At 67.8% G+C, this 13,252-nt stretch carries 10 protein-coding genes; all 10 read right to left on the minus strand.

Features of this window, described 5'->3' with window-relative positions; genetic code table 11:
- Positions 1–20 precede the first annotated feature (20 nt).
- Positions 21–431 carry a hypothetical protein gene (locus tag G406_RS0117755; RefSeq protein WP_156934964.1) on the minus strand — a complete coding sequence of 137 codons (411 nt, stop codon included), beginning with the start codon at positions 429–431 and terminating at the stop codon, positions 21–23.
- Entirely contained in the window at positions 428–2,200 is a 1,773-nt protein-coding gene (locus tag G406_RS55775; RefSeq protein WP_051342270.1) for a peptidyl-prolyl cis-trans isomerase, read from the minus strand. Before G406_RS55775 ends, G406_RS0117755 begins: the two co-directional genes overlap by 4 nt.
- Positions 2,200–4,584, minus strand: a complete 2,385-nt coding sequence (locus G406_RS0117765; protein WP_156934965.1) for an RND transporter family protein — start codon at positions 4,582–4,584, stop codon at positions 2,200–2,202. The genes G406_RS55775 and G406_RS0117765 overlap by 1 nt, the downstream gene beginning before the upstream one ends.
- Positions 4,581–5,879 (minus strand): MlaD family protein, encoded by a 1,299-nt coding sequence (locus G406_RS0117770; protein WP_028934878.1) that lies wholly within the window; start codon positions 5,877–5,879, stop codon positions 4,581–4,583. The genes G406_RS0117765 and G406_RS0117770 overlap by 4 nt, the downstream gene beginning before the upstream one ends.
- Before the next feature lie 12 nt (positions 5,880–5,891).
- Positions 5,892–7,397 carry an MlaD family protein gene (locus tag G406_RS47670; protein WP_051342271.1) on the minus strand — a complete coding sequence of 502 codons (1,506 nt, stop codon included), beginning with the start codon at positions 7,395–7,397 and terminating at the stop codon, positions 5,892–5,894.
- A complete protein-coding gene (locus G406_RS47675) occupies positions 7,394–8,830 on the minus strand; it encodes an MlaD family protein (protein ID WP_051342272.1) in 1,437 nt (478 codons plus the stop codon). The genes G406_RS47670 and G406_RS47675 overlap by 4 nt, the downstream gene beginning before the upstream one ends.
- On the minus strand, positions 8,827–10,158 hold the full coding sequence (locus G406_RS0117785; protein WP_028934879.1) for an MlaD family protein: 1,332 nt from the start codon (positions 10,156–10,158) through the stop codon (positions 8,827–8,829). The genes G406_RS47675 and G406_RS0117785 overlap by 4 nt, the downstream gene beginning before the upstream one ends.
- The gene (locus G406_RS0117790) at positions 10,158–11,537 is read right to left on the minus strand and encodes an MlaD family protein (RefSeq protein WP_245607146.1); all 1,380 of its coding nucleotides are present in this window, start codon (positions 11,535–11,537) and stop codon (positions 10,158–10,160) included. The genes G406_RS0117785 and G406_RS0117790 overlap by 1 nt, the downstream gene beginning before the upstream one ends.
- Positions 11,534–12,727 carry an MlaD family protein gene (locus G406_RS0117795; protein ID WP_245607147.1) on the minus strand — a complete coding sequence of 398 codons (1,194 nt, stop codon included), beginning with the start codon at positions 12,725–12,727 and terminating at the stop codon, positions 11,534–11,536. The genes G406_RS0117790 and G406_RS0117795 overlap by 4 nt, the downstream gene beginning before the upstream one ends.
- A 39-nt stretch (positions 12,728–12,766) precedes the next feature.
- Positions 12,767–13,252: ABC transporter ATP-binding protein (locus tag G406_RS0117800; RefSeq protein ID WP_028934882.1), on the minus strand; the 486-nt coding region annotated here is incomplete at its 5' end.

A 13,252-nucleotide genomic window follows, 5' to 3' on the forward strand; every position in this document is an offset into this window, starting at 1 on the left:
GGAAGTGGCGACGGTTCTCGCTAGCTTGCCCTCCGACCGGCCAACAGCCCGGTGATCCCGCCGACGACCACCGCGAGCACCGCGAACATGGCGACATCGGTCCAGATCAGCTGACGTGAGCTGATGTAGATCAACGGGATGGACAGCGTGTAGCTGATCAACGCGGCGAACATCCCGGTCAGGAACGGCGAGTCCGCCGTACCCGAGCGGAAGGCCGCGACCACGAACGCCAGCACCGCGCCCGCGACCAGCCAGACGAGACCGGCGGTCTCGCTCATCCGCACGACGAGCGGATGAGCGAGACCACTGATCACCAGGATGGTGAAACCCGCCGAGGCACCGCGCACCACGAGGACCCAGTCGATCTGGTCCATCCAGCTGCCCCAGTCACGGGGCGGTGGGCGGCGACCCGGTGTGGATTTCGCACTCACTTCGGCGGCTCCGGCTGGCCGGCGGGAGCCGGAGCCGGCTGGCCGTCAGCGCCGGGAGGCGGCGCCAGGCTGTCCGGGTCGGCCGGGCGGTACTCGTCGGCGTAGACGACCTTCGCGCTCTTGATGCTGTCCTCGAGGAACTGGCGCCACTTCTCCGAGCCGCGCTCCGCGATGACCTGCTGGCGGATGGCGTCCTTGATCTGGTCGAAGTTCGCCGGCGTCGACGGCAGGATCTCGGCGATCTTGCCGACGTTGTACCCGTGCTCACCCTGGACCGGGCCGAACACCCCGTTGAGCGGCGCGGAGAACGCGGCCTTGGCGAACTCGGGCTCGAGCTGCTGCGCCGGCTGCGGACCGAGGTCGCCGCCCTTGTCCTTCGTCGAGGTGTCCATGCTCTGCTGCTGGGCGAGCTGCTCGAAGTTCGCGCCGGTGTTGAGCTGGGCCACGATCTGGTCGGCCGCGGCCTTGTCCTTCACCACGATGTTGTGGATGTCGCGGCGCTCAGGGGTGGCGAGCTGGTCCTTGTGCGAGTCGAAGTACTGCTTGACGTCCGCGTCGGACGCCTGGACACCGGCGGCCACCTGCTGAACCAGCTGGGTCACCGTCATCTGCCGCTTGATCTCGGCGAGCACCTTCGGCTCGGACGTACCGTTCGCCGCCATCGCCTGGACCGACTTGTCGTGCCCCTCGGGCCCGTCGCCGTAGTTCTGCGAGATGATCTTCGCTAGGACGTCAGAGGCCTGCCGGTCGGCCACCACGATGTTGCGGTCCGCCGCCGCCTTCTCGATCACCATGGTGAAGGCGATCGACTTGGCGAAGTCCTTGCGGAACTGGTCGAGCTTCGGGCCGTCCTTCGGCACCTCGAAGCCCAGCAGCGCCTTCTGCGTCTGGATGTCGTCGTTCAGCTCCGCGACCGTCACATCCGTGCCGTTGACCCGCAGCGCGACGCCGTCCGGGACGGTGTTGGCCCGGTAGTACAGGAACCCGCCGACCGCGAGCGCGATCACCAGCACGACGGCGACGCCGGCGATGACCTTCGCCTTGACCGACTTGGGCAGCGAGAACCCACCGCCCGAGCCGGTGCCCGGGGTCGAGGTGCTCGGCGGTTCGCCACCGCCGCCGCTCGCCGAGTCCGGGGTGGCCGAGTCGTCGGCCTTCGCCGCGTCGGCGCCGGTCTTGTCCTCGGCCTTGGTCTCTTCCGGCTTGGTGTCAGCGGCCTTGGTGTCAGCGGACGCGTCGGCCGTCACGGTCTCGTCCGACTTGGCGTCCTCGGCGGGCTTGTCGTCGGACTTGCCGGCGGCCACCACGGTCGCGCCGGCGGCGGTCGCGGCGCCGGCGGCGGCAGCGGCCACCGTGGTCCCGGTCTTCGCGCCGTCGGCGGGCTTGTCGGTGTCGGTCTTCTCGGACTCGGCCTTGTCCGGCTCAGGCTTGTCCGCATCAGGCTTCGCCGAGGGAACCTTGTCCCCCGCCTCAACCTTCTCAGCCGCAGCCTTGTCCTCGGCAACCTTGTCCGACTCAGCCTTCTCAGCAGCTGCCTTCTCGGCGGCCGCCTTCTTGTCGGCCGCGGCCTTCAGGATCTGGGCCTTGCGTTCCTCGGCCGCCTTCTCGATCTCGGCGATCTGCTCCTCGACCGACTGTCCTTCGGTCGAGTCGGCCGCCTCGGAGCCGCCCGCAGAATCTGTCGAGTCGGGCAACGCGTCAGGAGTCGCCGAATCCGGCTTCGCTCTCACGCCGACCTGCCCTGGCACTTCGTCGTTCTTCGGGTCCATCAATGAGCTCCTTGCAGCGAGTTCTGCTTCGGCTGGTCGTCATTGCTCGGGTCCTCGCTCGGTGCATCCGGTCCGGCGGTCAGCCGGACCACGCACAACGAGGAGAGCAACGCCAGCAGGACGGCGCCCGCCAGCAGTAGGCCGAACTCTCTGACCACGGCGATCCCGGATATCACCAGGACCGCGTAACCGACTACGGACGTTGCTGTCACTAGTAGAACGGCTCGGCGCAACGCCTGGTTACGGCGTCGTCCGGCCTCGGACAGCAGTACGGTGAATTCGCACCCGACCGCCGCGGTCAGCGAACCGAGCGCGACGGTGATGGGCGATAGTGCGGTACCACTCAACCACAGCAGAAACAGCCCGGCGCCGGTGGCCAGCACGGCGGCGGTCACCGCGCGCAGTGCGTCCCACCTTCGGCGCAACCCGAGCGCGAGCACGAGCCCGGCGGCGAACACACCGAGCAGGTTGGCCGCGAGCCGGTCCTGCGACACCAGTTCCTGGCCCCGGACCGCCACGATCGGCAGCCCGACCAGCTTGACCGTGAACCCCGGGGGTGGCGGCGGAAGCTTCTGCTTCAGGCCTTCCGCCAGCTTCTGGGTGCCCGCCAGATCGTCGATCTTGACGCCGTAGATCATCACCGAGGTGCCCCGGTCCAGGCTCAGCACGGCCCCGGTGAGGTACTGGGGCAGCACCCTCAGTGCGGACTGAATCTGGTCGGGCGTCGCACCCCGACCGAGGAAGGACAGCAGCATCGGCAGCGACACCACGCGGTGCGCCTGGTCGCCGTACTGCGTGATGATGATTTCCTCGGCCTTGTTCATCCACTCGACGGCGGGCGCGCTCGTGGCGTCCGGCCCGTCCAGCACGACGTCGAGCTCACCGGACGAGCCGATCGCGTTCTCGACGTACTGCGCGTCGGCGACGGCCTGGGTCCCCGAGGCGAACTGTTCGACGTTCGTCTCCAGCGGCAGCTTCGGCAGCAGCGCCCAGCCGATACCGGCGAGCACCAGGGCCGCCGCGAACACGGCGAGCGGGCCACGCCGGGCCAGGATGGACCTGAGCGGGACGGCGCCGGTGTCGTTGTCGTCGTGGTCGATGACGTCGCTGGACGCGACCGCGTCGTCGTCGCCCCGGTAGACCAACCGGCGGGCGAGCACACCGAGTACGGCGGCCAGCAGGATGCCGATCGACAGGGTCATGCCGAGGTCACGCACCAGCGGCAGCGGCGAGAGCACGAGCGTGGCGAGGCTCGCGGCCGACGCACACGCGACGGTGAGCACCGTGCGCACCCGGGCCCGCACGGCGAAGTAGGTCGGGTAGTAACAGCCGATGCCGAGCACGACCGAGAGGAAGGCCACCACACCGATGGACAGCGGCCGGTGCAGCCAGCCGAAGATCGCCAGGGTGATCGCGATGGCGAGCATCGTCGTACCCAGCGGGACTAGCCGCCGGGACCGTCTGGTCCACGGGATGAACCAGAAGCACAACCCGACGGCCAGCAGCGCGATCCCGCCGAGCAGCGGCCCCTCGCTCTTGGCCTGAGCGCCGAGCGCCGAGACGACGGCCGGGACGCCGGACACGGTGACCTTGCTGGTCGGCAGCTTGGCCGCCGCGACCGTCTCCTTGACCGACTCCACCAGCCGCTGCACCGACGCCGCGTCGGCGTCCTCGCGCGGGCGGATCAGGATCGCCACCGAGTCGTTCGACGGGACCACGAACTTCCACTGCGACTTCGGCCCGTCGGCGGTGAAGACCACCCGGTTCACGAATGCCTGGTTGCGCAGCGTCGGCAGACCCGAGGGCAGGCCCTCGATGATGAGCGGCCCGTAGCGCACGGTGAACTCGTCGAGCACGGCCTGCTTGGCCGCCTGGGCCTCGGCCTCGGACTTGCCCTGTTCCCGAGCGGCCGCGAGTGCACGGTTCGAGTCGCCGTCCCGGCGGCCGATCAGCTCGGCGATGAAGTTCTGCGCCTGGGTGGCGATCTGGTTGAGCAGTGTGCCCGGCCCGTACACGGTCGCCACGTCCGGCAGCTGGGACAGCCGTCCCTCCAGACCGATCATGGTCATGAGCTGCTGCTCACGGAACAGCTCACGGGGCTTCTGGTCTTCGAGCAGAACCACGATCGGGTCACTGCCGAAGGACCTGCCCACGTCGTTCAGGTCCGCCACCGACGGATCGCTGGCCGGCAGGAACGAGCTCATTCCGGTCTGGACGCTCGTGCGCAGCAGGCCCCCGACCACCAGCGCCGCCATGACCAGCACGAGCAGCCCCGCGGCGACCTTCCGCCAGCCGAGATCAAGTACTGCTGCCTTAACGGCCGAAGGCCGGCGGAATCGCGTGATGCGATCCCACCGGCCCCCGGTGTCTTTGCTACGGCTCATCGGCCGGGCGGCTCTTTCTCTACGCGAGTGAAGCCACGCCCACCCTTGCCATCCGGGTCGTAACCCTGACCCGGCTTCATGTAGCGGTTCGCCTTCATGAGCGGCCCGAAGTTGGTGCCGATCGGGTTGCTGGCGAAGGACTGCTCGTCGAACAACAGCATGACGTTGAAGTACTTGCCGTTGGCATCGCCGTGCGCCAGTGTCTGCGCGAAGTTGGCGAGGAAACCGCCGAGGTCCGGACCGTACGGCTTGAGGTATCCAAGCATCGGGTTCAGGTCGGTCAGGTCACCGATCGCCTGAGGGAACAGGTCCTGAGCGTCGCTGGCGGTGTCCGGCACGCGGTGGAGCGTATCCGGCGCCTTGTCCAGGGCACTGTCCAGGTCCGGCAGGAGACCCCGCAGGTCACGCGACGTAATCGGCAGTTCCTCCAGCGCGGCCGACAGATCCGGGCCCGCATCGTGCAGGTTGCGGGCGACCGGCCGCAGCGCGTGACCGAGGTCGGTCAGGCTGGAGCTGGCGTTGCGTGCGCTGGCCAGCACCGGCGGGAGGGTCCGCAGAGTCTCCTCGAGGTCCTTCTGACCGTCCGCCGTGGCGGTGAACAGCCGGTTGGAGTCCTCGACGAGCTGTGCGATCTGACCACGCTGGGTGTTCAGCGCGGCGAGCATCGTCGCGGTGTGCCCGGTGACCTGCTTGAGGTCCTCGGACTGCGCGGCCAACGCGTCGAGCGCGTCGTGCCCACCCCTGCCGAGCGAACCGAGACCCTGCACGGCGTCGGACACCGACTGCTTGGTGCCTTCCGTCGCCGCACCGAGCGAACGCATGCCCTCGGCGAGCGCTCCCCTGGTCTTGCCGTCCAGGGCGAGCAGCACGTCGTTGAGCTGGGTCGGTCCGTGACCGGCTTCCTTCGGCAGCACGTAGCCGCTCGGGACAGCCGGTCCGGTGCCGTCGGTCAGCTCGACGAAGCTCTCCTCGACGAGTGTCTTGGCCCTCAGCTGAGCGGTCACGCCCTCGTGCAGCGGGTAGTAGCTGTCGAGGTCCATCACCACCTTCGCCGAGTCCGCGGCGTCCGGTACCACTTCCTGCACCTTGCCGACCTTGACGCCGGCGACCATGACGTCACCGAAGTACACGAGGTTGGCGACGCGCGGGAAGTACGCGGTGACCCGGTACGTGCTCTTGGTGACGCCCGGAATCTTTCCACCGGAGTTCACCCACAGGTAGGAGAACACCCCGACGCACAGCAGGCCGAACAGCGCCAGCGTGATCGTCTGGCCCAGTCTCTTAGAGATTCTCATTCGTCCGGCCCCTTAGTTCCCGCCCAGTGGCAACAGGCCACCGACGCCGGGCTTGCTGTCCTTGTGCTCAGCAGGCGGCTGGGTGTTGCCACCCGTCGGCGGAAGAACCCGCTGCGGGTTGCCCTGGTCGCCACCTGGCGGGTTGCCGCCGTTCTTCTTGTCCGGCTTCGAGCCGTCCTGCGGGATCGGCGGCTGACCGCCGGGGCCCGTCGGAACCAGCTTCTGCAGACCGGTCGTGCCCTGGTCGAGCAGAGGCACCGGGACCGGCTTCACACCGTTGTTCGGACCGAAGATCGCCGGAGCGGTGCGGGGCGTGCCCTTGAGGAAGCCTCGGGCGTAGCTGCCGTTGGCGTCGTCGTTACCCATGACCGACCGCGTCTGGATCGTGAAGGCGGCCAGGTCGGGCAGGTAGGGCACCAGCGCGTTGGTCAGCGGGTCCAGCTCACGGGTCGCCGCGTGCAGCTCGGGCAGCGCATCGTTGAGGTCCCTGGCGAATGGACGCAGGTCCTCCACCACCGGACGCAGCTCGTCGATGAACGGGCCCGCCGCGTCGACCACGTCGTCGATGCGGTCGGACGTGTGCTTGAGCCGCTCCAGCGCGTCCGGGAACTCGTCCGAGGCGCGCTGCAGGTTGCGCAGCGTCGGGTCCAGCTGGTCCGACAGATCCTGGACCGCATCGGTCGACCGGTGCAGGTTCTTGATCAGACCGGGCAGCGCGGCCAGTGACTGGTCGAGCTGCGGGTCATGGCTGGCCAGCGACCGCAACGTGGTCTGCAGAGCCGCCGCGAGGGTGGACACCCGCTTGTCGTCGCCGCCCAGTGCCGCCGAAACCTGGCCCAGCGCGGTGATCAGCGTGCGGATGGTCTCCTTGCGCTTGGCGAGCTCCTCCGAGACCGGCTTCAGGTTGTTGCCGACGACGCGGGTCGCGTCGAGGCCGGCCGGAAGCTGGGTCTTGGCGTTGGTCAGCGCCACGTCCGACTCGGCGAGCAGCGAGGTCAGCGCCCGCTGCGCGTTGTCGTCCAGGTGATTGAGCACCTCGTCGACCTGGACCGGCCGCACGGTGCTCGACTTCTGGAAGACGTAGTCCGGGCCGATCTCCTTGGCCGGCGGACCACCCGCGTCGATCGTGATGTACATCTCGTTCAGCGGGGACTTCGGACGAAGGACCAGCCGAGCGTTCTCGTAGATGTGGTGACCGCGTTCGACGGACAGCTTCAGCAGCGCCTGGCCGTTGTCGTCGAGCTTGGCGTCCACGATGTCACCGATGTTGACACCGGCAAGACGGACTTCCTGGCCGTTACCGGGGCTGATGCCCGGGGTGGCTTCGAAGGCCGCGTAGAAGATCTGCCGGTCGTCCCACGGTGCGACGAACCGCTGGTTCGCCAGGATGATCCCGCCCACCACCGCAGCGATCACGATCAACGCGATCAGCACGATGGTGTTACGAGCAAGACCGGGTTCGGTCTTGACCCTCTCGAACGCGCGGGAGGCCTGCTCCCGACGACTGGGGCTGGTCATCGTCCCCCCTTATCGCTGGAGCCACCGAGGAGCGGAATCTGCGGGTTGTTCTGGGTCGCGGCCGGAGCCTCGCCCGGCGACTGGATCGCCGGGTTGAGCCGCTGGCTGTCGGTCAGAATCCGGGTGGCCGTCTCGGCCCTGCCCTGACCGTCGTTCTGGACCAGGCCTTCGAACGGCTCTGCCCACGGGGTGGCTTCGAAGCCGATCGCCGAGCCGTCCTTGTTCTGCTCGGTCGTGCGGTCCAGGTTGGCGACCGCGTACGCGAGCTCCTTGAACAACGGCTTGTTGCTGTCGGTCTGGGCGTACGGACCGGTGCCGTGGAACGGGTTGAGGATCAGCTGCGAGACCGGGCCGTTGACCCTGTCGAGCACCGGGCCGCGCAGGTCGTCCAGCACGTCGTTCAGGTCGTCCACGTTGCCCGGCAGGTCGTGGAGGACCTCCCGTGCGTCGTGCAGGACGTCACGCAGGTCGGACACCACCGGTCGAGCGTGCTCGAGGACCGGGTCGATGTGGTCCAGCGTGTCGTCCAGCTGCTGAACGCTGGGCCGGATGTCGTCGACGGTGTCGTCGAGGACGTCGAGGGTGGTGTTCAGCCGGTTGAAGCCCTTGTTCGCGCTGTGCAGCGCGGCGGGCAGCTCGTCGAGCGTGGTGGAGAAGTCGGCGCTGCGCCGACCGAACATCGCGCTGGTCGTGGCGAGGTCACTGAGGATCCCGTCCAGCCGGCCCTTCGGCTCGGAGAGCGCCTGCGAGGCGTGCTCAAGACCGCTGACCACGTTGGTGAGGTCCCGCTCCGGGTTGGTTCCCCGAAGCGCGTCCAGCACCTGGCTGGTCGGCTTCAACGACCCCGGCGCGTCGGCCGCAAGGCGCTGGAGCGCCTCCCGTCCGCCGCCCTGCAGCGTGTTGTCGAACTTCTCCAAGGTGCCCTTCATGCCGGCCAGCGCGTTCGGCTGGAAGGCCCGGGCGATCTTGTCGAGCTCGACCGGCAGGTGGGTGCGCTCCAGCGGAATCTCACCGTTGAACGCGCCCTTGCCGCCGCCGGGCACCAGGTCGAGGAAGTAGTTACCACCCAGCAGGGTCGTCGGCCGGATGACCGCGCTCGGCTCGGTACCCAACCGGCCCTTGTTGTCGCTGTAGAGCTTCACCGAGACGACCGCGGTGCGGTCGGGCTGCTCCTCGACACCGGTCACCATGCCGACCGGGACGAACGAGACCTTCGCCTGGCTGAAGTACGGCCGGAGGCGGTAGTCCGAGGCGAAGTGGACCTTGATGGTCTCACCGGGGGTGAGCCACGTGGTGACCTTCGCCTTGTTGAACACGCCCCAGCCGACGATCAGGACGACCACCAGGAACCCGGCGCCCAGCTTCCACGCCGAGAGTGTCCGGTGACCGTGCACGACCTCGCCGCCGAAGATCTTCATGAAGAAGTTCTTCATCGTCCGGCTCCCTTCAGCGGACCGGGCAGACCCTGAACCTGCTTGCCGGCCTGGCCGGGTGCCGGTCGCGGATCACGCGACTGCGCCGGGTCCCGGATCAGGTTCCCGGTAGCCAGGTGGCTGACCGTGGGCGTACCGGCCTGCGTGATGACCTGCAGCCAGTGGCCCTTGTCGTTGCCCGAGCCCAGTGCGCTCGTGGCGTTGGTGAAGAACAGCGATGCCTCAGGCGAGTACGGGCCGAGCACGCTGGCCAGCGCGCCACCCCGGTCGAACGTCTTGACCAGCATCGGGCTGAGCGGCTGGGCGTCGTCCGCGGTGTCCCGCAGATCGACCAGTGCCGGCTGCGCGTCGTCCGACACACCCGGAACCTTGTCCAGCGGGTCCTTGCTCTCGACGAAGATGCCCCGGACGTCCGGAGTGGCTTCGCCGAGCGCCTTGCCACCCGGCTGCAGGCTCAACGCGGCGGCTGCCGTGTCGGCCAGCGGGCCGTCGAGCGACTGCAGCGCGGCCCTGGTCTGACGCAGGGCGTCGGGCGCGGTCTGGAGCGTCTGCGCCAGTGCCGCACCGTTGTCGGCGTTGAACCCGGCGAACGTCTTGTCCAGCTTGCCGAGCACCTGCCCGATCTGCTCCTGGCGGCCCTTGAAAGACACCGAGATCTCGTTCGAGCTACGCAGCAGCGACGCGAAGTCGCGACCACCGTTGTTGGACAGCGCGTCGGCCACTACCCCGAGGTCGGGCAGCAGGTCCGGCGCCGCGTCGAACGCGGCGTGCAGGTCCTGGCCGTGGCCGGCGAGACCGCCACCGACGTTGCGCACGGTCGACCCGATGGCCTGCCGGGTGGGCAGGTCGAGCACCGCGAGCACGTCGGAGAGCTCCTGCGCGCCGACCGTCTTGATCGCGGAGATGACCGCGTCCGGCGGGAGCAGACCGGATGCCGGGTCACCCGGGTTGAGCTCGACGAACTTCTGGCCCAGTGCCGAACGGGCACCGACCGAAGCCGTCACTGCCTGTGCGTTCTTGTAGACCGGCCGCGCGTTGTCGAGCTTGAGCACCGCGATCGGCTGCTTGGCCTCGCCCGTGGTGGGGCTGGCCGCCTCGACGAGGTCGGTGCTCTCGACGTAGCCGACCCGGACGTTGGCGATCCGGACGTCGTCGCCGGCACGCAGCGAACCGATGTCGTCGAACGCCGCCTTGACCGTGGTCCTCGGTGCGAACGGGAGACCCTGGGTGGAGACCAGGGACAGGGTGACCAAGGCCAGGAAGAAGATCAGCACACCCACGCCGAACACGATCGCCCGGCGCCTGCGCCACTGAGACCTCGATGCCATTACTTGTCACCCCCCATGAGGAATCCGAGAGCGCCGCTCTCCTGCTTCGGGTTCATTCCCGTCACGCCACCGTCTTTGGTTTGTTTCGGCTGAAGAATCCCGGTCGGGATGCCAGGCCCCGGGTTGGGCTGGCCCGAGTCCGGAGCCGGGTCCCGGCCGCCGAGACCGAAGTTGGTCCCGTTGGTACCCGGGATGCTCCCGGTCACATCCGAGGGCTGGACTTCGAGGTGCGCCCGGAAGTAGTGCGAGAGGCCGTCCTTGCCGTTCGTGGTCAACGCCCAGAAGCGCAGGAAGTTGAGCACGTTGTCGACGTTCCCGGACAGCTGCTGCAGAGCCTGCTTGAGCCCCGTGGAGGTGTGGGTCAGGTCCGGCCCGAGCTCCCGAAGGTCCCTGGCGACCGGCTGCGCCTTCTCCAGCAGGTCGGTGCCCTTCTCGAGCACCGGCACGAGCTTCTCCAGGGCCGGGTCGGCCGAGTCGGAGAAGTCCTGCAGCTCCTCGCTGATCTCCTTCAGGTTGTCCGTGGTGGGCCTGATGTCACGCAGGAACGGGGTGGTGTCGTCCGCCGTGTCCGCCAGGTTGCCGAGCGTGGAGCGCGCGGCGGTCAGCGAGCTGGGCAGCTCGTCCAGCGTGGCGTTCAACGCGTTCACGTTCGTCTGCGTGGTGCTGAGCAGCGACGTGGTCGAGTTGATCATGTTGTCGAGCGTTTTGCCGTTGTCCTGGGCGAGCGAGCGAGCCACCGGCTCGACGTTGTCGACCAGGCTGTTCAGCGTGGCGTTCTGCTGCTGCAGGACCTTGACGAACTGGTCCGTCTTGGTCATCGCCGGCGTGAGCGCCTTGATCGCGCCGTCCAGGTCGGCGCCGTTGCCCTGAACACCCTGGCCGAGCACCGCGACGAATCCGGCCAGCGACTGGCCGGTCTTGTCGTCGAAGGTGTTCAGGACCTCGTCGAGGTCGGTGTTCTGACCGGTCTGGGAGACCGGGATGACGCCGCCCGGCTTCAGGATCGGGGCACCGGCGGTACCGGTGTCCAGGTCCATGTACCGCTCACCGAGGAGCGACACCGGCCGGACTGTTGCCTTCGCGTCGACGTGCAGCGGCAGCGCCTCCGGACCGAGGTCCAGCGCCACCTTCGCAATGCCGTTCTGCTCGACCATGCTGGCGACCGAGCCGACCTTGACGCCGTGAATCTTGACGTCGTTGCCGGTCAGCATCGGGGAGGCGTCCTTGAATTCGGCGACAACGATCTGCCGATCCTGGGTTGCCTGCACGGCGAGGCTGCCACCGGCGGCGGTCACGCTGCCGACCGCAACGAGCGCGACGGCGACGACTCTGGCCTTGGAGACCTGCATGGGGAACGGCGTCCTACGCCTTGTCTTCATCGGACGTTACTCCCAAATGCGTCGGTCCACGGCTTGCCGTCGTTGGCCCCGGGCGCCGGGTACATGTTCTCCCGGGTGCCGGGCGGCACGATGCCCGGATTGATCGGCGAGTCGTTGAGACCCTCCTTGCCCAGGATCCGCACGTAGTGGCCGCTGGCGTTGTAGCCCGCGAACGCCGAGCCCCAGCCGGTCAGCCAGCCGGTCGCCTCAGGCGTGTAGGGCCTCAGGAAGTCCAGCGGGTCGGACAGCTTGTCCAGCGTCGTGGTCAGGTCCGGCAGCGTGCCGTGCGCCGTGTCGAGCAGCTGGGGAGTGCGGTCGAGCAGCTCGTCGAGGTGCTTGATCGTCGGACGCAGGTCGCCCATCGCCTCACGCAGGTCCTTCAGCAACGGCCGAAGGTTGTGCGACACCGACTTCAGCTTGTCCGAAGCCGGCTCCAGGTCGTGCAGCAGCGGAATGGTCTTGTCCGCAACCGGTGGCACCTTGTCGAGAGTGCTCTTCGCCGTCCGAAGCGTGGGGGGGAGCGCGCTCAGCGAGTCGCGGAGCTGCTTTTGACGGCTTGCGGCGAGGGAGGTCAGCCGCGAGAGCTGGGTAACGACGGTGCGCACATCGGTCTGGTGTGCCGCAAACGTTCCGGTGAGGTTGTTGAGCTGTCCTGCCAGTTCCTTGATCGCTGGCCCGTCCGTGCCGACCGCGTCCAGAACGCCGCCCAGAGCCTTCAAGGAAGGTCCAGCTGCTTGCAGAGTGGCGTTGATGTCCGCTTCGTGACCCTTTGTGGTGTCATCCAATTGGTTGACCAGTGACTTAAGGTGATCTAGGGTCGGACCGTCGAGAGTGTTAAGGATGTGGTCGATCTCGGTTGGCTTTGGCATCTGTCCCACGATCATCCCGTTGTCCGGGATGGGCGCGTTCTGTCGAGGACCATCGGTGATGTCGATGACGCGTTCACCGAGCAGCGCCTTGAAGGGGACGAGAACAACCGCTCCGTCGTGGAGCGGCGCGTAGTCGCGATCGATGCTCAAAGTCAGAAGCGCTTGATCGTCCTTGGCTTCGATCTTCGAGATTGAGCCGACCTTGAAACCGTTCAGCTGAACGGTGCCGCCATTGACGACGTTGGTGGCCGAAGGTAGGGCCACCTTGACTGTGTAAGAGCGCCCCAAGAGGAGCCACAGGGCGGCCGCGACGACCACCACTGCGGCTCCTCCGAGGATGACGAACCGGCGCATACTCGCTTAATCCATTCCCAGCGGTCCGGCGGACTCACCGGACAGGAACTGACGGACGAACGGGTCCTCGGAAGCGAACGCTTCCTCCGCCTCGCCGTAATGGACGACCTTCCCCTTCCAGATCAACCCGACGTAGTCCGACACCTTGCGTGCCGTACGGATGTCGTGCGTCACGAGGAGATAGGTCCCCTTGTGCTCGCTGTGCATGTCGAGGATCAGGTCGTTCAGCAAGCTGGTACGCACCGGGTCCAGACCGGAGTCGGGCTCGTCGAAGAACACGATCGACGGGTCCATCACCAGCGCCCGGGCGAAGCCGGCGCGCTTACGCATACCGCCGGACACCTCGTTGGGCAGCTTGCCCCACGACTTGTCCAGGCCGACCTCGGTGAGCCGCTTCATGACGATCTCGCGGATCTCGTCCTCGGACTTGTCGGTGTGCTTGCGCAGCGGGAACGCCGTGTTGTCGTAGATGTTCAGCGAACCGAACAACGC

Origin of the sequence: Actinospineispora spinosispora DSM 44797 (assembly GCF_000429025.1) — a bacterium.
Lineage (GTDB): Bacteria > Actinomycetota > Actinomycetes > Mycobacteriales > Pseudonocardiaceae > Pseudonocardia > Pseudonocardia spinosispora.